Genomic DNA, 21,306 nt, shown 5'->3' on the forward strand with positions numbered 1-21,306 from the left:
GCGATGCTGCTTTGAGCTGTCAGGGACCTGGACGCCCAACGGATTGGCGAGGACATTTTCGTGTGATAAAAGGGCGAGCTGCGACGCTTGGCCCAGTGACGGCAGGTGGCGTGACCAAAGGCACTGCCAAAGGCGCTACCAAACGGAATTACGTCTCTTCGAGGAAAATCAGCAAATGGCAACGGCGGCAACTGCTCTGGTTGCTACACCCAGGCGCCCGCGACGACTAGCTTATGTGCAGCAGTAACATCTGGCTTTCCAGCAACGCGCGAAGCTCATTCGAATCGGGCCGAGTTCCCCAATTGCGAGCGCCAGCGACTGACGCAATGGCCATCCACGAATTTGGCGGAAACCACTCACGCACGAGAGCACCATCTTTAAGGATGCGAAGGTGTCCGGTCTGCGCGCAGTATTCGGCGCACATCTCTGTGTCTGCCAACTGCGCGGTAACTCGAAGGCTACGGACTCGCAGCATGGGTCTCTCCAATTGATGAGGTGGTGAACGTCCAAGCCCCTTATACGACCATCCTCGACTCAAGGCGGGACGCAGCGAAGCAACCCGTCTCTTGAACCGAGCATGACGCATTAGTCTGTGCGTTCGATACGCGCTACCTACTACCAGCCATCAGGACGGTGCGACCGCGGAGCGTTGGCTCACGGCGACCGCCCGCTCTTTCTCCTTTTCCTTTGCATAGTGATGCCCCACGATGCAACCACCCACGGCTCCGATAACCGCATGGTGGCCCGCAACGTGGCCGGCCACTCCGCCGACAACCGCGCCTTTCAAACATCCCGCCGCGTGCGCCGTGCCGACGGCCGTAAGTAATGTCAGCGCCGATATTGCAGTGACCACATTGCGTGTGTTCATGTGTAGCTCCAAAAAGATAGTCGGACTACGATGCCGTCCAGTCGCTGGAGTCTATGGGTGACTCGCGCTCACAAGTGCAACCGGCTTGCGAGATTGGTAACACGCAGTTACCGATTGGAGCCGGCAACGAGTCAAAGTGTCAGCGGCGGCGTCAATTTCAAGTAAAACGGACGGTTTGAAACTCACCATGGCGAGATGATCAAGTGGTGGGTTCAGGATCACTCTGGTCTTTCATGCGATAGCTTTTGCCTTCGATGACGACGGTCTCGGCATGATGGAGGACGCGATCGAGCAACGCGGAGGTCAGCGTGCTGTCGTGGTTGAAGATCTCGGCCCAGTGCTTAAACGCTCGATTTGAACTGAGGATTGTTGCGCCATGCTCGTACCGCTGACTGATGATCTGGAACAGCGCGTCGGCACCCTGTTTATCGATGGGTAAATATCCCAGCTCATCGACGATGAGCACGCGCGGTTTGACGTAGCGGCGCAGTTCACGCTTGAGCCCGCCATGCGCGTATGCGGCGTTCACCGAGTTGATGATATCGACCGCGGTGGCGAAGAGTACAGAGTAGCCGCGCAGACAGGCGGTATGTCCGAGCGCGATACTCAAATGGCTCTTGCCGAGCCCGACGCCACCGAGGAAGATCACGTTGGCTCGCTCTTCGATGAAGTTCAGGCGAAACAGATTCTGGATCTGCAGCCGATTGATCTTGCTGGGCCAATTCCATTCGAATTGATCGAGCGTCTTGAGCACCGGGAAACGGGCGAGCGCGACCCGCCGAGCAATACTGCGATCCTCGCGTTGATGCGCTTCACCTTCGATCAGGTTCGCTAAATAGTCGACATGCGACCAGTGCTGCGCCGCCGCCTCGGTGGCCAACGCCTCGTAATGTTGCAGCACGTAGCCCAGATGTAGTCCCGTGAGCTGCGTGCGCAACGGATCGATGGCGAGTTCGCTCGGGTGCGCGATTGTGGTGTTACGTTGAGCTTTCGTCGTCATGGGGCTGCTCCGGTCCGTAGCGTGAGAGATCCGGTTGCGCGAGTTCGATGTCCAGCAAATCCTGATGGCGGATCAGGTGCAGCGCGCCGGGTTCAGGCAAATCGCGTGCTTTCATCTCGAGGATGTTGGCGATGTACTCGCAACTGAAGGCGTGGAACGAGAGCCCATCCTGCAAGGCGCGCGCGAGGGCCTCGATGCCGTAGATCTCGCTCAGCGCGACGATCTTGCGCATGTGCTGCCGCGCATTGGCACGCCGTTGCTCGAGCCCTTCGTAATAGGCCTGAGCGTGAGGGCCCAGACTCAGGAAGCGCAGCATCAACCGCTGTTCGCGAGCATTGCGGCGTTGTGCGAGGAGTGCCTTCGGATGCTCGGGGTCCTCGATGTCCTGGCGGCGATCGTAGCTGCGGGCATGTCGGGCGATCAGCAAGTTGTCGTGGTAAATGCAGACCCGCTCGGGATAGGCTTTGAGCGTCACGCGCTCGCTTGCGTACTGTGCCGGCACGGAATAATGGTTGGTGTCCAACGCCACGCGAAACTGCTTGGACGCACGTACCGTCACGATGCGTGCAACGTCGTAGGGTAATGGATTGAGCGGTTTCAGATGGGCTTGTTCGGCGGCGAACAGATCGGCGGGTCGCTGATGCGTCTCACCGTGTATGCGCACATTGGCGATGGTGTCGAGCCAGAGTCGGGCCGCAGGGTTGATCGCGCTGAACTCGGATAGCTCGAGCCCGTTGAGGAGATTTTTTTTGACGTAACCAACACCGTTTTCCACCCGGCCTTTCTCGTTGCCCTTGCCGACGTTGCAGGCAACGATGTCGAAACCCCAGTGCCGCGCCGCATCGAGGTAGCGCGGATTGAACACTGGCGCCTCGCCCGCCAGGCGTTGCAGCACGGCGGACTTCAGATTGTCCACCATCACCTTCCTCGGGCAACCATGGATGGCTGCGAACGCGTGCTCATGGCACGCAAGGAAGTGCTCCATCGTCTGCGACACGGTGAATTCCACATACATCAGGCGGCTGTAGCACAACACCATGACGAAGAACGACAGTCGCCGCCGAGTCGAGCCGACGCCAATCGAGCCGTATTCGCCCCAGTCGATTTGCGCGCACTCGCCGGGGGCGAAGGCGAGCTTGAGGAACGCCTGGCGCCGCGGCGGACGAACCTTGTGCACATAGTCGCGCACGATCGTGTAGCCACCGTCAAAGCCAACTTCGCGCAAGCGCTGGAAGATCTGCTGCGCGCTGTACGGATGCCCGTCAAGCCAACGCACCACCTGCGCCTTGAACGGATCAAGTCGGCTGGCGCGTGGGGGCGATTGGCGGGGCCGGTACTGACCGGCCTTGAGCCATTTCGTCACGGTTTGCGGATGCAGCCCGAGCGCGCGCGCCGTTTGCGTAATCGTCAGGTGCTGCCGATCATGGCAATCGCGGATCTTGCAGTACGCCTCATAGTCAAGCATGGCGCTTGCCCAGCGCCGCGTGCAGCCGCTCGAGCTGCGTGGCCACATCCGGGTGGCCACGCGGGGACGCTGCCGACTCAGGAGGCGGCGCATCCAGCGCCAGCACCTGATACAGCGGCCTTTGCCAGGCGATCAAGCCAATACGGATCAGATCGTTGCGGGCCATCTCCAGACGCGCCGGCGCCATCGACAGGCGATGCACCAGCGACGTGTCCGCGTAATAGCTCAGGCCCTGGGCATCGGCGACAGTGACCAGAAACAGGTACAGCGCGGCGGCACACGCGTCACAGCGCTCGATATACCGCTCGCGCACCAGCCGGTGATCGACCCAGCTGAAGTGCGCCGGAATCTGCCGCATCCGCTCAGGGCAGATGACTCGCTTGATCGGCATGCTCGCGCCCCCCGCTCAAGATGTCCTTTCCCAGTTGTAGCAGTCGCCGGGTGCTGCGCGCGATGTCCTCTTGTAACGCACTGTCGGTTAAATGGGCGATCAGCCCAATCAGCACGGCCGGTTGCGCCGATAAGGCCTCTTGTAACGCCTCGCCCACTAAGAATGCGGATTCCTCTTTTATTTCAATGGCTTGCGTGCGGCAGTCATCTTGTAACGCACCGGCCGCTGGTGAGCCTGGATGCCGCCAGTACCCCGGATGCTCGCCACGCCAGCGCTGTACTCGCACGACGTTCTCCGCGCCGCGGAAGTAGTCCTGGTTCTCAGGTAGGGAAAGCCACCGGCGTTGACTGGCCGCCTTGCTCGCCTGACGGCACGCGGCTTGGCAGCAATACCGCTGGTGCCGCACATTGCGCGGATCCGGCCGGAACAACGTCCCGCAACCCAGGCACTTACGCTGTCTTTGGCGTGTCATGGACCGGCCCCTCCCTGGGGCCAGATCATGCGCCGCTGCGCGAGCTAAGCCCACGCAGCGCGCGCGAAGAACAGGCAGGGTCATCAGCACAGCCAAGGAAAAGACCGACGAAGAAGCGACGAAGAACCGAAGAAAAGCCAGGTTCTAGAGAGATGAATTTGGGCAAGAAAATGCAGGAAGAAAAAACACTTTCACGCCGTCAATTTTTGACGACTTTCAGAACGCCGATGACACAAAGCCCCGCCTGCTTCTTGGCACGCTTACAGGTCGCCGGTTTAGAGCAGTATTTAGCTGGCTTGAACGTGCACGGCGAAGAACCCGGTCCCTACTGATCTAACCGGGTAAGTGCCGGGATCTGCCTTCCGTATCCTGCTCAGTACAGTTTGCTCAACGGATGCGCACGCCGCCGCAACCAATGGCTTGCCGTATCGGACGCCATCCTGGCGAAGCCCGTAAGGGTCATCACGTGCTTGCGATAGATCAGCTTGTACACAATCGTCGCAAGCCAGCCATCGACGAATATGGGCTGAGCTCGTGGCCCGCTGAGGCTCCCGATCGTTCCTTTGTTGCCGAACCCGACCAGCGTGCCTGCGTCGCGGTAGGTGAATTCCGGCAGTGCGCGCCCAGTGACACGGCACTTCATTGCGCGCGCGAGGAACTCCGCCTGCTGGTGTGCGACCTGAGCGCGCGGCGCGAGAAAAGCATCCGCGCTGTGCGACGGACACGCCGCGCAGTCGCCAAGCGCGAAGATGTTCGTATCGGTTGTGGTCTGCAGCGTGCGGTTCACGAGCACCTGTGCGCTCCGGTTCACGGCAACGCCATCCAGCGCGCGCAGCACCGGTGGCCCGGCAATACCCGCTGTCCAGATAGCGATGTCGCTCGGTAGTTGAACGCCGCCGTGCGTGAACACTGCATCTGTGCGCACTTCGGTGACGCGCGTGTCCGTCAGCACCTCGACACCGAGACCGCAGAGCATCTGTTGCGCGCGATCGGAGATCTCGTTGGACAACGCAGGCAGCACCCGGGCGCTGCTTTCTATCAGCCGGATGCGGAAGTCGCGTACCGGGTCGAGCGCGAACAAGCTGTAGCGATTGAGCAGCCGCACGGTATCGCGCAGCGCAGCCGCTAGTTCAACCCCCGTTGCGCCGGCACCCACAATGTTGATCGACACGGGCGCGGCCGCTTGTGCTGCGTTCGCGCGGCGTGCATGGTTCGCGCGAATGCATGCGTCCAGCAGCTTGCGCCTGAACGTTTCCGCATGCGCGACCGATTCGAGCGGCAGCGCGTGCTCGGCGGCGCCGCACACGCCGAAGAAGTTGGTCACGCTGCCCAGTGCGAGCACCAGGGTATCGAAAGCGAGTTGTCGCGCGGGCAGAATCTCGCGCCCATTGGCATCGTGCGTCGCGCCGATCATCGCCAGCCGCTCTGCGCGATCGATGCCGGCGAGTTCGCCCTGCTCGAATTCGAAGCCATTGCGTTGTCCCTGCACCGCATATTGAAGCTGATGCGTGGCCGGGTCGATTTGTCCAGACGCGGCTTCGTGCAGCAGCGGCTTCCAGAAGTGAGTGGGCGAGCGGTCAACGAGCACGATCTGCGCGTCACCGCCTTTTCCGAGCGTCTCGCCAAGACGTGTTGCCAGCCCAAGACCGCCGACACCGCCCCCGACGATAACGATCCGATGCGGTCTTTGGCGGTTCGTGCGTGTTGCTGGTCGATCAATTGCGGCCATGGTGTCTATCCTCCTGAAGCGTTGGGTTGCATCGGACCGTTCTTCCGGACTACCACGAACATGCTGATGAGACATTGCGCATGGTCATCAACACATTCTCTGAGGCCGAGTATAGAATCCGCTAAAACCACAGCACAATTTAATGTTTGTACTCAATATATAAGTCATAACTTATGCTAAAAGCAGCGACTTTCCGCCAGTTGAAAACGCTTCACACCGTGGCGAAGCTGGGCAGCGTGTCACGCGCGGCTGAAGAATTGCGTTTGACGCAGCCGGCCGTATCGCTGCAGATTCGCTTGTTGGAGGACGGAGCGGGTGCGCCGTTATTGCAACGGGTCGGTCGGGGAATACAGCTCACGGCGGCGGGCGAAATCCTCGCGCGTTATGCGCTTGAAATCCTTGATCTATGGAATGGCGCTGCCGACGACCTGGCCGCGCTGCAGGGAGAGCAGGGCGGAACGCTGCGCATTGGCGCGATCACCACGGCCGAATATCTGATTCCGCCGTTCCTGGTGCGCTTCACCGAACAGCGGCCGCAGGTGAAGGTGCAGTTGAAGGTGGGCAATCGTGCGGACATCATTCGGATGCTGGCGACGCATGAGATCGATCTGGCGATAATGGGCAGCGCGCCGCGAGAGTTGCGCACGTCGGCCACGCCATTCGCGAAACATCCCATGGCGTTTGTCGCTTCGCCGTTGCATCCACTGATGAAAAAAAAGCGCTTGTCCCTCGACGATCTGAAAAGCGCAAATATGTTCGTGCGTGAACGGGGCTCGGGTACGCGCTCAACTGTCGAAAATCTGTTCAAGCAGGAAGGCCATAAATTGCACATTGGCTCAGAGCTATCGAGTAACGAAGCGATCAAGCAGCTTGTTGAAGCGGGCCTTGGGATTTCGTTTTTATCGTTGCACGCGTGTTCGCTGGAGTTTCAGGCAGGCTTGCTCGCGTTGCTGCCGTTGCCAGGCAATCCAATTGAGCGGGACTGGTATGTGATGCATGTCTCCGACAAGCGCTTGCCGCATGTGGCAAGCCTGTTTCGTGATTTTCTCATCGATCAAGGTATGTCGGGTGCCGTCCCGGTTCCGCTGCCCACGCTTGCCGCGGCTAAGCGTCGGCGGCCCGTTTGACGTGTAGGATGTCCCGTTCTGCCAGCTAGAGCCAGTCAGAGTCAATGGCCGAACGAGTGGCGATGAGCCTGTTGCATTCGTTCGTTTCGCATCTTTAGGCTCCGCCTAATCCTTGCTTGCATACAATCGAATTCCAGCCAGTTTTTTGTGTCGGCAACCTTCGGTCTACGTCGCGATTGAACACGAGGCAGCACCCGGGAACGACGCGCGGAGTCCTGCTCGTTCCTGCATCGAAGCTTGGCTCTTGGAGATGATTATGAACCGCCGGAAAAAGGTTGGTTAAATTTGGCGCTCCGTAGGGTCGTCAGACAGCATTTCCGTAACGCGCGGCACAGCCTTTGGCCACTGCGCCGCTCCTGCGGAACGGAAATCCGGGCCGAATCAACTAGTGACTCCGTTCTTGCGTCATTGGAATGGTTCGTGGTTTGTTCTCCTGGATTCTGGGAGCACGCCGTGTTTCAGCCTTTGTGTCCGCCACCATGAAGGATCCGGTCGCGCGCATTTCTGGCGCTGTCCTTGAGCGCATTTGAGCTCGTGTTTTCATTGCGTGAATGCTGCCGACAAAGATCGATGAGGCGCTACGCCCGTGTCTAGTCCTCCGACGGGGCGCAGTGAACCTTGAACGAGTTGAGCGAGACTTGGACGCTTTCGTGTGAAAGAGGGTGGCACCCAGTTCGTCTGGCAGCGGTCCATCGCAGCTTCGTCAATGACCGTGACGCTCGCCGGCGGGCACCGGTTCATGCTGCTTTGAATGTCGAGCTAGCAGCAATGTCACCACAGCAGACACTGCGAGCGTCGTGCCGACAACATACAGCCCCGCTGAATAGCCGCCCGTCACGTTCTTCAACCAGCCGATTGCGAAGGGGCCAACGAAACCACCCAGATTTCCTACCGAATTGATCATCGCGATCCCTGCGGCCGCTCCAGCGCCCGACAAAAACATGCTAGGCATTGCCCAGAGCGGGGCCTTCGCGGCGCTGATACCGATGTTCACGATCACGAGTGCCAGGATGATCACGAAGGCAGTTTGAGCCTGGCCGGCGAGTACGAAACCGAGGCACGCGACAACACACGGGATGACGACGTGCCAGGTGCGCTCCACGGTGCGGTCTGAATGCTTCGCCCATAAGATCATGACAATGACCGCGAGGATGCTGGGTACCCCGGCAAGCAAGCCCGTTTCAAAGCTTCCGAAGCCGTATTGGCGAATGATAAGAGGAGCCCAGAGACCGAGCGTATAAAGACCGGCCGACGTTCCGAAGTAGATCAATGCAAGCGCCAGAACCCGCGGATCGAGCAATGCGCTCAAGGCGCCAGCGGTGTGACCGGCATGCGACTGCTTTGCCTCCGACTCGGTCTTAAGCTTGGTGACAAGCCATTCACGTTCATCCGGTTGCAGCCAGTGAGCTTGTTTGGGCGAGTCGGTCATGTATTTCAGGACAACGAAGCCGAGGATGATAGCGGGCACAGCTTCTAAGACGTATAGCATTTGCCAGTCAGCAAGACCCCAGATCGGAGGCAGCTTCATGATCGCGCCGGACAGTGGTGAACCAATGGCCGTGGAGATCGGCGCAGCGGCCATGAACCATGCTGCCGCCACCGCACGCTGACGCGACGGGAACCACAGGCTCAGGTACAAGATGATGCCGGGAAAGAAGCCTGCTTCTGCAACGCCCAAGATGAACCGCAAAGCATAGAAGCTGTTCGGACCGACCACGAATGCGGACGCGCCCGAGACGATGCCCCAGGTGACCATCACGCGGGCGATCCACAGTCGTGCACCGACCTTATTGAGGATGAGATTCGACGGAACCTCACACAGGAAATAGCCGACGAAGAATAGTCCGCCGCCAAGACCAAACGCCGTTGGAGATAGGCCGATGGCCTTGTTCATGGTCATCGCGGCGAAGCCGACGTTGACGCGGTCAAGAAAGCTGACGAAATAAAGCAACATGACAAACGGAATAATCCGCAGCATGAGTTTTCGGGAGACCCGGGCTTCGAGATCGGAAATCATTGTGTCTCCTCCTTGGAGGGGTGAGCAGTGCTCTATGGAAAATGCGGCCAGCGGTGCGCGGGCGGTGGCCGCTTCGGCGGCTCTTTGTTAGCGCACGATAAGTCGTCCCTTGGGGCGTGATGGAAGGAATTCGGGTACACGCAACGTTGGCTGTGCAACGGCGATCGCCGCGCTGAACATATCGTTTAGGAGTCCGTCTATCTCGGCAATGGAATGGTTTTTGTTCGCCGGCGGGGTGGGGGTGTCGGCGCGGTTCATTGCGGCGCTCGTGGTCCAAGTCGTACGAACTGTGAGCGCGCGGATCGGTTGGAACTGGATGGCTGGAACATCTTGTCTCCTGCTTTTGATTGATACGCGGGGCAAACACTTCCCCAGCCGCAGAAAACTGCGGTTTCAATCTCGGACTGCGAGTTGATTCGGGCCGCCTGACGAGGTCGCTATGCGACACGCATAAGACGCATGCTCAGGGGCCCGGAGTCGGTCTGGTTACGCTGCAGCGCTTGCAGGTGCGGCTGCGCCTTTGTCGAGCAGCGCGCACATGGCCGCCGTGACTTGTGCGGTCGTTGCGGTGCCGCCGAGGTCTCCCGTATGCAGGGACTTGTCCGCAGTCACCGCTTCGACCGCCTGCATGACGCGCCTGGCCGCGTCGAATTCCCCGAGATGTTCGAGCAGCATCACGACCGACCAGAAGGTACCGACCGGATTGGCAAGACCCTTGCCCATGATGTCGAATGCGGAACCGTGGATTGGCTCGAACATCGACGGATAACGGCGTTCCGGATCGATGTTGCCGGTCGGCGCAATGCCGAGGCTGCCGGCGAGTGCGGCCGCGAGGTCGCTGAGGATGTCGGCGTGAAGGTTGGTGGCGACGATCGTGTCGAGGGTAGCCGGGCGATTGATCATGCGGGCCGTCGACGCATCCACCAGTTCCTTGTCCCATTTGACGTCGGGGAATTCCTTCGAGATCTCAAGCGCGATCTCGTCCCACATCACCATGGCGTGTCGTTGTGCGTTGCTTTTCGTAATCACGGTCAGCAGCTTGCGCGGACGGGATTGCGCAAGGCGGAAAGCAAAACGCATGATCCGCTCGACGCCGGCGCGGGTCATCATCGACACGTCCGTTGCGGCCTCGATCGGATGGCCCTGGTGGACGCGGCCGCCCACGCCGGAATATTCGCCTTCCGAGTTTTCGCGGACGATCACCCAGTTCAGGTCTTCGGGGGCGCAGCGCTTCAACGGGCCATCGATACCCGGCAGGATGCGGGTCGGACGGACGTTCGCGTATTGATCGAAGCCCTGGCAGATCTTCAGGCGCAGGCCCCACAGCGTGATGTGATCGGGAATGTCCGGATCGCCGGCAGAGCCGAACAGGATGGCGTCCTTGTTGCGGATCGCGTCGAGGCCGTCCTCGGGCATCATGACGCCGTGTTCGCGGTAGTAGTCGCCGCCCCAGTCAAAGTTTTCAAACTCGAAGGTGAACGACTTCGTGGTCTTGGCAACTGCCTCGAGGACCTGAGCACCAGCGGGTACGACTTCCTTGCCAATGCCGTCGCCGGGGATCGTTGCAATGCGGTATGTCTTCATGTTTCCGTCTCCAACCTGTTGTGGGTGTGAGTGAACTTTACCCTCGCCACTTCGCAAAAAACCGGTGCTAAACTCAAAGCGTTTTTAACTTAAATTCACAAGTGACAACGTGCGCGAAACTGTACAACCGTCCGATTTGGGCTTCTTTTCTGCGCTTGCGGCGGCAGGAAACCTGAGTGCAGCCGCCCGCGAACTGGGCCTCACGCCTGCAGCAGTGAGCAAACACCTGACGTCGATGGAAGCGCGCGCTGGCGTACCGCTGGTCAACCGCACGACACGCAGAATGATGCTCACCCCAGAGGGCGAGCTTTACCTGGAGCACGCGCGTCGGATTCTCGATGAAATTGACGAGCTTGCCGAACTGTTGGGCAGCGCGAAGAAAAGCCCGAAGGGGCTGCTGCGAGTGAATGCAACACTGGGATTTGGACGAAGCGTCGTCGCACCGACTATTTCCCGCTTTGTTGCCAAGTTTCCGCAGGTCTCCGTGCAGCTTCAGTTATCCGTCACGCCGCCGCCGCTGACCGACGATGCGTTCGATGTCTGCATTCGATTTGGCGAGCCGCCTGACGCGCGAGTAGTCGCTCGTCGACTGGCGCCCAATCGGCGACTGCTTTGCGCCGCGCCGTCGTATCTGGCCAAACGAGGCATTCCACGCGTGCCTCATGAGCTCACCAAGCATGACTGCATCGGCATCCGGCAGGGTGACGAAGCGTATGGCGTATGGAAGTTGTCCTCGGGCAGAGGGACATCACGCAAAACGGAAGCTGTGAGGATCAACGGCACCCTGACCACGAACGATGGCGAGATTGCGGTCAAATGGGCTCTTGCCGGACATGGCATCCTGATGCGCGCGGAATGGGACATACGGGAGTACATCGATTCAGGCGAACTTGTTCCTGTACTGCCAGACTATGAGACGCCGGATGCCGACATCTTCGCGGTTTATTCTCAGCGGCAACAAATGTCAAATCGGATCAGGGCATTCGTTGATTTCATATCCCTCGAACTTCAGGGCGAGTCGAAAGAATTGAATGCGGCGAATGACACAGAAAACTAGCCTACCGCGTTAAAGCCGTCTGAGGGCAAGTAAGCCGATGTGACGCGAAACGCGATATTCGCACATTTCGCTAAGAAGCAAAATTCACCTCTTCGGTCGGCTCGGGCTGGCTACATCAGGACGTTCATTTGCTTCCCCGAGCGCCGCCTCCGCAAGGCAGAGAGTCACTTCCCGGTGCCGCTTCGACTATTCTGTCGATGTGATCTTCATAAACATTCGTAATCCAAAATATGATAGATGAGTCTGCCTTAGGAACCATCACCGAGGACGCGCTAGTCCCGGGCGGTTCGAAGTCTTGTGTCCTGGGCAAAAATATTGTCAAAAGATTCGGCGTGGGCCACTTTGCGGCTTGTTCATGACCGAGCGTGGTGCCGGCTGCGGCTGGAAGAGGTGTTACTCAAGGTTTTTAACGCGCTCGGCAGTTTATTTTTTTATCTTTAATAATTCGTATACCGAACAATTGTATAAGTATAACGAATGCTGACTACTTGGCCGCCTGACCATCTCCTTAAGTACTTAATGCGTTGAGGTGCGGATTCTGCCGGGATCGCTTGAGCCGGTTACCGCGGAATTCCAACGGCTTGTGGACGAAGCGCTTCACACTGGCAGGCAGGGTCAACGCGTTTTCATCCCTGCTGATGGATCCCTGCTTGGGGCGCCCACCACGCCCCTTATGTCGTGGTGCGAAGGGGACTGGAAATCTCATATCGATTGACGCGCGTGTCATGTCACTGCGGGATATCCTGATAGTCAAGCCTGGAGAAATGCGTTCTCTTCTGATTTTGTTTGGGAACACAATCTTCCATCTCGTCTGGCAGCAGGTCTTTCGCCCACGCGAGTTGCTTGGCCGCCCGAATTGCCGCTGCTAGCGAGATTGGGTGTCGTTCAGTTTTTGGTAGCCAGTGTATGACCGAATCCGCGCCTGACTCCATGGCAAATACGAATCCAAAAGACTGCAAGAGTCCGGGGTGGGAATCGCCGGCACGCATTGAGGCAGGGGACCTGATGAGCTTCGCCCTCAATCGGGTGCGCGAGGCGGCTTACCTGATCGATGTAAATTCGCGTTTCGTCTACGTCAACGACGAATCCTGCCGGACGCTCCAGTACAGTGTCCCAGAGTTGCTGCAGATGACCGTGACGGATATCGACCCGGACTGGACCGCCGAAAAGCTGGTCGGAGCCTGGCAGGTACTGCGTGAGAAGGGCTCGCTTGTCGTTGAGACCACGCACTGCCGCAAGGACGGTACGTTGGTACCGGTCGAGGTCAATGCCAGCTACTTCGAGTACGGCGGCCAGGAATACTGCCTGGCGCTCGCCCGCGACGTCACGGAGCGCGAGCGTGCCAAGCTCGCGCTCCGCGAGAGTGAGCAGCGCTACCGGCAAGTCTTCGACAATGTTTCCGATGTGCTCTATCTGCTCGAAACAACGCCGCAAGGGCGCTTTCGCATTCTCGAGATCAACCCGGCCGGCGAACAAGCACTCGGTCTTGCACGAACAGAATTGATCGGAAGATTCATCGACGACATCGTGCCGAAGGCAGCGGCTGACATCCTGACCGCGAAATACCAGCAATGCTTTGACTTTGGCAGGGCATCCGACGAGGAATTCACGCTCGATCTGCCAGGCGGGCGTCACCACTACCGCTCGATCCTTATGCCCGTGCATGACGGCTATGGGCGCGTTCACCGGATCGTTGGGATTGCTCGTGACCTGACGGCCCACAAGCTGACCGAGTCGCTGTTGACAACGCAGTTGGAACTCGAAGCGCGGTTTCGCAGGCTGGCGGAAAGCACGCTCGACGTTGTTTGCCGTTATGACAGGCAATGCAAGCTTGTCTACGCGAATTCAGGGCTTGCGGAGCTTCTGCGCAAACCCTTGGCGGACTTGCTGGACAAGACACCCACAGAGCACGCGCGCTCTTCCCATCTTGCTCGGTATGAGGCGTTGATCGCACGGGTAATCGACACCGGGATCGAACGTAATTTCGACATCGTGCTGCCCGATGTTGGTAACGGCGTGCGCCATCATCACGGCCGCATCGTCCCCGAGCGCGATTTAACGGGCGAGATCGTAGGCGCGCTTGCACTCGGGCTGGACATTACCGAACACAAGGAAGCTGAACAGAGACTCTATGCAAGCGAGCAGGCATTCCGCGCCGTCGTCGAACATTCGCCTGACTATATCGCCCGTTACGATCTCGGGTATCGCCGCGTGTACGCCAACCCGGCGTTACTCGATTTGGTACGTCATCCTGACAAAACCATGCTTGGCACCACGCCGGCGGAAGTGTCGACGTTCCTCGATGCATCCCGCTATATGGACCTGTTGAAGCACGTGGTCGAGACGGGCAATGAAGCGCGCGAGGAGTTGCGGTTGCGCGATGCCGCGGGTCGGATTCGCTGGACGCACATGCGGATCGTTCCAGAATTTGCGCCCGATGGAAAGGTCGCCAGCGTGCTCGCCATTAGTCGCGACATTGACGACCTGAAGAAAAGCGAACAGCTCTTTCGCACACTGACCGAGAACTTCCCGGACTTCATTGCCCGGTTCGACAGCGACGGCCGATATCTCTACGTCAATCCCGCCGTAACCCGAGCGTACGGCTTGCCGCAGGAAGCCTTGATCGGCAAGCGGCCGAGCGAGCTTTGGACCCGCGACGCGGAGCAGACCGAGCGTATTGAGCAGGCTATCCAGCGTGCGTTTCTCGAAGGGCAATCGAACGTAGATGAAACGCGATGGCAAGCCGTCGAGGAGGTCCACATACTCGAGGCACGGCATCTTCCGGAGAAGGACGCGGAAGGCAAGGTCGTCAGCGTGCTGGGCGTTGGACGCGACATCACTAGACTGAGAACGACCGAGCTGGCCTTGCGCGACAGCGAACGGGCGTTTCGCACACTTGCGGAAAATGCACCGGACGCAATTGTCCGGTACGACCTGAACTGTCGTCGTACGTACGTTAATCCGGAGTTCGTGCGCGTGAGCGGCGTCGAGGCCGAGAAGCTGCTAGGTGAGCCTACGGACGTACTGGGTGTGACGGACGAAGTCACACTGGATGTTCACGAGAAACTCAAGGCGATCATGGAGAGCGGCGTGGCGGCCAAATTCGAAGTGAACTGGAGCCGGTATGGCGAGCCTCAGTGCTGGTACGCCCATGCTGTCCCGGAGCTCGATTCGCATGGGGTCGTGCAAAGTGTATTGACTGTCTGGCGTGACATCACTGAGCGCAAGGAAGCCGAACAGCGCTTGCGCGAGTCATACGAGTTGCTAAGGGAGCTTACCTCCCGACGCGAGACGGCGCGCGAGGAAGAGCGCAAGCGTATTGCTCGCGAAATGCACGACGAACTCGGCCAGCACGTGACGGCGCTTCGCATGGGGGTGTCGACTCTACGCATCCGTTTTGGCCAGGACAATCCTGCTCTCGGCGAGCATGTCCAAAAAATACTGTCCCTCGCCGACAAGACAATGCAGGTGATACGTAATGTTGTTACCTCTCTGCGCCCTGGGGCTCTCGACGCCGGGATCGGCGCCGCGCTCGAATGGCTGGGCGCCGAATTTTCGCAGAGCGGCCAGATTGCCTGCTACGTGTGCGTACCGGAAGAAAATCCGGAGCTTGCCGAAGACCAGGCCGTGGCGCTGTTTCGCATCGTCCAGGAGGCCCTAACCAACGTCACGCGACATGCGGATGCCAAACAAGTGTTCATTACGCTGGAGCAACAAGGGAGCGATTACCTGCTGGAAGTACGCGATGACGGCCGTGGATTCGATCCGGCAAAGACCGGCAAGAAATCATTTGGCCTGGCCGGAATGAAAGAGCGCGTACTTATGCTCGGCGGTGAGCTCGACGTCGCGAGCTCGCCGAGTCACGGCACCTCCATCAAGGTACGCCTTCCCGTCCTTAAGGCTGCGGGAAACTCGTGATCCTGCTCAATCTAGCTATCGATCTATTGTTGCTGATTTCGCTTGCACGCAATTAGCACGGGTTAAACGCGCCCACTGCTTGCCCACTGCTTGATCAGATTCCCTCCGAACCGTTGTGACAGTGTTGGTTTGCTCTTTAGCGCATTCCGCACAATCACGGTTCCTATCATTCCGGCAATGTCACGCCAAGGCTTGCCATCAGCCCTCCGTCAACCTTGAACTCCGCTCCTGTGCAAAAACTTGCGCGATCGCTGGCCAGAAAGGCGACGACCTCAGCGACTTCTTCCGGGCGCCCGATTCGGCCCAGCGGCTGCGCTTTACCCCATTCACGAAGGATTTCTTCCTCTCGCCCCGGAGCGGTTTGAGCGGCCGCGAAGCGGGTCATCGGCGCATCGATGCAACCCGGACAGACTGCATTTGCACGTATGCCCGAAGGGCCAAAATCCACGGCGAGAGAGCGCGTCAGAGCAAGCATGCCGGCCTTCGAGGTGGCATAGGCCGCCACCCGGGTCTGGTTGGCAAGCGCTTGTACTGAGGCGATATTAACGATCGAACCGCGTTGTAACCTGAGCATGTATGGCAAGGCGTGATGACATGCCAGATACGTTCCTCGTAGATTGACACGCATGACGTTGTCCCACTCAGCCGATCCCATGGACGCAACGGTGCCATAGGGCTGAATCGCCGCATTATTGATCAGAATGTCGATCGAACCCAGAAATGCTGCGGACTTTTCCATTGCGACGGCAACTTCGTCCTCGATGCCAACATCGGCGACGATGGCGGTGACATTGAGTCCTTCGGCGCGCAACGTTGCCGCTGCCTGTTCCAGCACGTCAGGGTCCTCGCCCAGCAATGCGACGGATCCGCCGCGCTGGGCGATCAACCGTGCACATGCCAGCCCGATACCGCGTCCACCGCCGGTCACGACCGCGCCTTTGCCTGTTAGCTCACTCACAATGCCCCCGTTTTTCTGCCCGCTGTTATACAGGCAACAATAGATTGACGGACGATTGACTGCACACCGGCACGGATACGCGGGATGACAATGGCCCGTTTGCAGATCTGGTGTGACATCAGACGCCAAGCCCTTCTGCATGGTCATGTCCACGACACGAACAACAGCTTTGGCTTTCGCTTCGCGCATTGCCTGCTCGAAGCCGACGACACGTTCCTGCGTGTTCCATACCTGCGGCGCGTTGACCGCAAGGTCGATGCATTGCTTTTCGTCGTGAACCTTTTTCTAGTATGAAACGTTGTGTTTACCTGAGTCAACCGGCTTTAGATGTAGAGACGATCCACAACATCTCCGTTGCCGGTGCTTGTCGACATCAGGTCTCCGATAAGATCAGATGCTGCGCCGCAGCGGAGCCCTTGCACTGCGATTCGCCGTCCTGCTTGATATTTGTAGCCGATTGAAATACCCCGGTCACACCAATCCGGGTGTAGCGGGAGACGGAGGCACTAACTAATCTGCATCCGCTTTGTCGATCATGTCGGCGCTCCATCCACCGCCCATCGCCTCATAGAGTGTCACGCGTGCTGCAAGTGCATTGGCTCGAAGCTGGACAACACCGAGTTCCGCCGAAAGCAGATTGCGCTGCGCGTCGAGCTGATCCAGATAGGTCGCATAGCCTTCGCGATAGCGATTGGTGGCGATCCGCAACTGTTCGGACAGGGAATCGCGCTGGGCGACGACCATCACCAACTGCTCATCCAAACGCTGAGCGGCGGACAACGCTGTTTCAACCTCGCTGATCGCGGTCAGCGCAGTCCCCCGATAGGCGAACGCGGCCTGATCGCGCTGCGCACCGGCCTTTTCGGCCAAGGCAGTCAGCTTGCCCCCCTCGAACAGCGGCGCGAGGATGCTGCCGCCCAACGACCAGATGTTGAACGGGTATATCTGTTCTGTGCCGAAGGACCGGCCGAACGAGGCCGCCAGATTGAACTGTGGCAGGAAGTTCTTGCGCGCCGCGGCCAGCGACTTGTCTGCTGCCGCAAGCTGGTATTCCGCTTGAGCGACATCGGGGCGCCGCCGCAACAGCCCGGATGGCAGGGCCTGCGGAATGACCGGTTCGGTCAGCGCATCGAGCACCCCGCCGCGCGAGATAGCGCCTGGGAGATCGTCGGTGAGTACGCTCAGCGAATTTTCGGCGCGCGTAATCGCTAGCCTCGTTTGCGGGATGAGCTGCGCGGTCGAATCATATTCCGTCTGCGCTTGCTGCAATTCCAACCGGGACGAATAGCCATTCTCGAATTCCGTTGTAGCCAGGCGCAGCGAATTCGCGCGCGCGGTGAGCGTTGCCTGCGCGATCTTCAACTGTGCATCGAGGCTGAGCAGCGTGATGTAGCCGCTGGCCGTCGAACTGGCGACTGACAGTCGTATGGCGTCGCGTGCTGCCGCGCTGGCGAGATACGCGTCGCGTGCCGCGGCGCGCTGATCGGCCAGCCGGCCGAACAGATCCACTTCCCATGCAGCCTCGATGTCTACTTGTCCGGTGCTCAATTCGAGCGGCGTACCAAAGGGGCTGACGACACGGGAGCGCCCAGCATTATTGAAGCCGGTGTCGAGCGTCGGCAGCAACGCCGCACGCGCGATCCGTGCGTCTGCGCGCGCCTCGCGCACGCGGCCGACTGCTTTGCCGATATCGGTATTGTTGGCAAGCGCCTTTTCCACCAGCGCGGTCAATTCCGGATCGCCGAATTGCCGCCACCAGGCCTTATCCAGCGAGATCGTCTGCGCGGTATCGCCTTGCCATGCCGCGGGCTCCACGACATCGGGCACGGCTGCAACTTTTACTTGGGGCCCCGCGCAAGCAGACAGCAGCAGAGCAACGCCGAGGGTAAGGGCGCAACTAAGGACGCAACTACGGACGCAGCGGCTCATCGGTCACCGTCGCGAGTATCGACCGCGGTTTCGACCGACATGCCCGGCCGCAGCCGCCCCGCCAATTCCTGTCCCGGATCGACGCTGATACGTACGGCAATGCGTTGCGCCACCTTGACGAAATTGCCGGTCGCATTGTCGGGCTTGATCGCCGCGAACTCCGATCCCGTTGCGGGGGATATTGTTTCAAGATGACCATGCAGTTCCGCGTCGCCAAGCGCATCGACCCGGAACGTCACGCGCTGCCCGGCGCGCATGCGATGCGTCTGCGCTTCCTTGTAGTTGGCAACGATCCAGACGTGGTGCGGTACCAGTGACATCAGCTGCGTGCCTGCGGTGACGTAGTCGCCGTTGCGCACGCCAATTTCGGAAAGCTGTCCATCGACAGGCGCGCGAATGACGGTGTTCTCCAGGTCGACCTGCGCGCTGCGCAGCACCGCCTTGCTGGAATCGATCGCCGCCTGTAATCCCGCGCGCGCGACAAGCACGGTGCGCACTTCTTCCGTGCCGATCGCGCGGCCCGCGAGGGCCTGTTGCAGCGACGCCCGGGCCGCGAGCAGTGCGGCGAGAGTCTGATCGTGCTCGCGTTTCGAAAGCGATCCGTCGCTGACCAGTGCGTCTGCGCGGCGCATATCGGCTTCGGCGCGGACCAGCTGTGCACGCGCGGTTGCAATATTGGCGTCCTGGCTCCGCGTCGCTAACTCGCTCGATCGCTGCGATTGTCTGGAATTGGCGAACGCCGCTTGCTGTGCGGCGAGATTGGCCTCGGCTTGCGCGACCTTGGCAGCATAGGTGCGGTCGTCCACGGTCACGAGAATCTGCCCGGTCTTCACTTCGGCGAAATCGTCGACCGGCACGCTGGTGACATAGCCGCTCACTTGCGAACTGATGGTCGTCACCAGCCCGCGAACATAGGCGTTGTCGGTGTCTTCCGACGCGCCGGCGAAAGGCGGCAGGCGCCAGGCACGAAGGACCACGACAATGGCGAACAGCGCCAGCAGCACGATGACGATGATCGTTACCGGACTCTTCTTCGGCAACTGCCAGCCATGCGGCTCAGCCGCAGCGGCAGGAGAGGGTGCGGTTTGCGTTTGGCTATCGCCCGCGGGCGAATCTTTCCTGGGCTCGTTCATTCCGGGCTCTTCCTGTCGGTTTGTGCCAGCTTCGCTTTCAGCGCCTGCTGGAGAAGGATGACAGGCGAAATTTCACCTCGCCGCCATATCAGCCATTGGATTCCCAGGCCCCAAACAACGGTCAGGCTTGCCAGCACACCCACCAGCAAGAATACGTCGTTATAGGCCAGAACATTCGCTTCGCGCGACACGCGTTGCGACAGTTGCCACGCCCCCTCGCGAACCTGCGCGGCGACCACTGGGTTACTCATGACCAGCGACTGGACAAGTTCGTTCGAATGAAACTTTTCACGAACCGTCTGAAATGTACCGAGGAGGGTGCTGCCAACTACGCCTCCGACGCTCTGGCTGATGTTGAACACGACGACAAAGCTCACCAGATAATTCTGGCCGCCGGCCAGCACCATTCGCGAAGCGCCGAGCACCATGGCCCGTCCCAGGAACAGAAGCGAGGCGAAGCCGATCAATCCCTGGCTGACATAGAAATTTGCCGGCCTCGACAGGTTGGTCGCGCCAGAATCCATAAAGGCCCCGATCGCGATCAGCAGGGCCGCCGCGACAATCGGCTTCCCTGGATTGTCGGGATTGAAGGTCAACGCACTGACAACGATCCCGGCGATCGATGCCGCCAGGATGATTGAATTAAGCGTGATCATCTGGTCATTGAGCATGCCAAACAATGTCAGCAAGCCAACCGACCCATAGGTTTGCTCGGAGAGGAGTATGCGGATCGCTGCCGCGATCAGCATGACGCGGATCACTTCGCGGGTGCCCAGCCAGCGCGTATTGATCAACGGACTGACGCGGCAGTGTTCGATGATCAGGCCTGCTCCGATCAGTGCCACGCTGCCGGCGAGCGCCCAGCCCAGCCAGGCGCGATCGGTCCACCATTCGATCCGGCCTTCGGAGAATACCGCCACGAATAGCGCGAGCCCCGGCGCCAGCAGGGCCAGGGTCAGAAAGTCGGCCGGCTCGAATACCTTGCGGCGCTCGCTTGGCGGCAAGGGCAGGACCATCACGGCAGCAAGCGTCGCCAGTGCCATCCCCAGTTCGAACCAACCGAGCCTGTGCCAGTTGCCCGTCTCCAGCAGCCCGGGCGACAAGACGCGCGCCAGCGGCGTCGCAAGCTGGGGAACGCTGATGCCAATGAGCATCCCGAGCATTCTTTTTGGTGGGAGCATCGACTGCATCAGATAATAAATGCCCATCGACGAGAGGCCGGCTGCGGAGATAGCGCTGATGGCTCTCACGGCGACCGCCGACCAGAACCCTTGCGCGAATAGATGCAGCAGTGCGATCACGGTGTAAGTCACAAGCACGGCGGTGACGAAGCGCCGCAAACCGAATTGCTGGCGGAATTTCACGAGGATCAGGTTGGCGGACGCATAGACCATGAAATAGGCAGCGGTGAGCCAGGTCGCCTCGTCGCTGTAGAGACCGAGCGTCCCCTGCGCGTAAACCAGGTTCACCGACACGAGCCCATTGCCCAGGCCCTGGGTGATCCCGATCAGGCATCCGATCGCGAAATAGGCATAGCGCCTTGCCGGCGGATGGTCGGGACTTGCGGGACTGCCCAGTATCAGCGGCTGTTCATGCGGCTTTAACGCGTAGTTGCTTTCTTCATCGCTCTCTTCAAATTGGGTAGACAAGACATTCCC

At 59.7% G+C, this 21,306-nt stretch carries 18 protein-coding genes; 5 read left to right on the top strand and 13 right to left on the bottom strand.

What is annotated here, in order from left to right; all coding sequences use genetic code 11:
- Window positions 1-625: 625 nt before the first annotated feature.
- The 5 genes from SBC1_RS26115 to SBC1_RS26135 all read right to left on the bottom strand — a co-directional run bounded on the left by SBC1_RS26115 (window position 626) and on the right by SBC1_RS26135 (window position 4,196).
- The gene (locus SBC1_RS26115; RefSeq protein ID WP_165100766.1) at window positions 626-868 is read right to left on the bottom strand and encodes a hypothetical protein; all 243 of its coding nucleotides are present in this window, start codon (window positions 866-868) and stop codon (window positions 626-628) included.
- A gap of 199 nt (window positions 869-1,067) precedes the next feature.
- Complete coding sequence (gene istB, locus SBC1_RS26120; protein WP_165097072.1) at window positions 1,068-1,868, bottom strand: IS21-like element helper ATPase IstB; 801 nt, start codon at window positions 1,866-1,868, stop codon at window positions 1,068-1,070.
- A complete protein-coding gene (gene istA / locus SBC1_RS26125; protein WP_165097075.1) occupies window positions 1,846-3,333 on the bottom strand; it encodes an IS21 family transposase in 1,488 nt (495 codons plus the stop codon). The genes istB and istA overlap by 23 nt, the downstream gene beginning before the upstream one ends.
- A complete protein-coding gene (locus SBC1_RS26130) occupies window positions 3,326-3,724 on the bottom strand; it encodes a hypothetical protein (RefSeq protein ID WP_147408238.1) in 399 nt (132 codons plus the stop codon). The genes istA and SBC1_RS26130 overlap by 8 nt, the downstream gene beginning before the upstream one ends.
- The gene (locus SBC1_RS26135) at window positions 3,696-4,196 is read right to left on the bottom strand and encodes a hypothetical protein (protein WP_165097078.1); all 501 of its coding nucleotides are present in this window, start codon (window positions 4,194-4,196) and stop codon (window positions 3,696-3,698) included. The genes SBC1_RS26130 and SBC1_RS26135 overlap by 29 nt, the downstream gene beginning before the upstream one ends.
- A gap of 158 nt (window positions 4,197-4,354) precedes the next feature.
- Here SBC1_RS26135 and SBC1_RS26140 point away from each other — a divergent pair, with 158 nt between their 5' ends.
- Entirely contained in the window at window positions 4,355-4,528 is a 174-nt protein-coding gene (locus SBC1_RS26140) for a hypothetical protein (protein WP_165100763.1), read from the top strand.
- Between the two features lie 41 nt (window positions 4,529-4,569).
- On the opposite strand, the gene SBC1_RS26145 is transcribed toward SBC1_RS26140, so the two are convergent.
- Window positions 4,570-5,925 carry an NAD(P)/FAD-dependent oxidoreductase gene (locus SBC1_RS26145; protein WP_165100760.1) on the bottom strand — a complete coding sequence of 452 codons (1,356 nt, stop codon included), beginning with the start codon at window positions 5,923-5,925 and terminating at the stop codon, window positions 4,570-4,572.
- A gap of 173 nt (window positions 5,926-6,098) precedes the next feature.
- On the opposite strand from SBC1_RS26145, the gene SBC1_RS26150 reads away from it, so the two are divergent.
- A complete protein-coding gene (locus tag SBC1_RS26150) occupies window positions 6,099-7,052 on the top strand; it encodes a LysR family transcriptional regulator (RefSeq protein WP_165100757.1) in 954 nt (317 codons plus the stop codon).
- A 703-nt stretch (window positions 7,053-7,755) separates the two neighbouring features.
- On the opposite strand, the gene SBC1_RS26155 is transcribed toward SBC1_RS26150, so the two are convergent.
- The 3 genes from SBC1_RS26155 to SBC1_RS26165 all read right to left on the bottom strand — a co-directional run bounded on the left by SBC1_RS26155 (window position 7,756) and on the right by SBC1_RS26165 (window position 10,653).
- The gene (locus SBC1_RS26155; protein ID WP_165100754.1) at window positions 7,756-9,069 is read right to left on the bottom strand and encodes an MFS transporter; all 1,314 of its coding nucleotides are present in this window, start codon (window positions 9,067-9,069) and stop codon (window positions 7,756-7,758) included.
- 87 nt (window positions 9,070-9,156) lie between these two features.
- Window positions 9,157-9,327 (bottom strand): hypothetical protein, encoded by a 171-nt coding sequence (locus SBC1_RS26160; RefSeq protein ID WP_165093762.1) that lies wholly within the window; start codon window positions 9,325-9,327, stop codon window positions 9,157-9,159.
- Window positions 9,328-9,555: 228 nt separating this feature from the next.
- Window positions 9,556-10,653 carry a tartrate dehydrogenase gene (locus SBC1_RS26165; protein WP_165100751.1) on the bottom strand — a complete coding sequence of 366 codons (1,098 nt, stop codon included), beginning with the start codon at window positions 10,651-10,653 and terminating at the stop codon, window positions 9,556-9,558.
- A 109-nt stretch (window positions 10,654-10,762) separates the two neighbouring features.
- Here SBC1_RS26165 and SBC1_RS26170 point away from each other — a divergent pair, with 109 nt between their 5' ends.
- Both SBC1_RS26170 and SBC1_RS26175 read left to right on the top strand, forming a co-directional pair.
- Complete coding sequence (locus SBC1_RS26170; RefSeq protein WP_165100748.1) at window positions 10,763-11,710, top strand: LysR substrate-binding domain-containing protein; 948 nt, start codon at window positions 10,763-10,765, stop codon at window positions 11,708-11,710.
- Window positions 11,711-12,715: 1,005 nt separating this feature from the next.
- Window positions 12,716-15,628: a PAS domain S-box protein gene (locus tag SBC1_RS26175; RefSeq protein ID WP_165100746.1), complete on the top strand. Its 2,913-nt coding sequence runs from the start codon at window positions 12,716-12,718 to the stop codon at window positions 15,626-15,628.
- 166 nt (window positions 15,629-15,794) lie between these two features.
- Here the strand turns inward: SBC1_RS26175 and SBC1_RS26180 are convergent, their stop codons facing one another.
- Window positions 15,795-16,586, bottom strand: a complete 792-nt coding sequence (locus SBC1_RS26180; protein WP_165100743.1) for an SDR family NAD(P)-dependent oxidoreductase — start codon at window positions 16,584-16,586, stop codon at window positions 15,795-15,797.
- Window positions 16,587-16,670: 84 nt separating this feature from the next.
- Between SBC1_RS26180 and SBC1_RS26185 the strand changes: the two genes are divergently transcribed.
- A complete protein-coding gene (locus tag SBC1_RS26185) occupies window positions 16,671-16,880 on the top strand; it encodes a hypothetical protein (protein WP_165100740.1) in 210 nt (69 codons plus the stop codon).
- Between the two features lie 216 nt (window positions 16,881-17,096).
- Here the strand turns inward: SBC1_RS26185 and SBC1_RS26190 are convergent, their stop codons facing one another.
- From SBC1_RS26190 to SBC1_RS26200, 3 genes are all read right to left on the bottom strand, one after another.
- A complete protein-coding gene (locus SBC1_RS26190; RefSeq protein WP_241202185.1) occupies window positions 17,097-18,413 on the bottom strand; it encodes an efflux transporter outer membrane subunit in 1,317 nt (438 codons plus the stop codon).
- Between the two features lie 98 nt (window positions 18,414-18,511).
- Window positions 18,512-19,648, bottom strand: coding sequence for an HlyD family secretion protein (locus tag SBC1_RS26195; protein ID WP_165100734.1), 1,137 nt, complete (start codon window positions 19,646-19,648; stop codon window positions 18,512-18,514).
- Window positions 19,645-21,297, bottom strand: coding sequence for an MFS transporter (locus SBC1_RS26200; protein ID WP_165100731.1), 1,653 nt, complete (start codon window positions 21,295-21,297; stop codon window positions 19,645-19,647). Before SBC1_RS26200 ends, SBC1_RS26195 begins: the two co-directional genes overlap by 4 nt.
- Between the last annotated feature and the right edge of the window lie 9 nt (window positions 21,298-21,306).

The organism is Caballeronia sp. SBC1, from assembly GCF_011493005.1.
Lineage (GTDB): Bacteria > Pseudomonadota > Gammaproteobacteria > Burkholderiales > Burkholderiaceae > Caballeronia.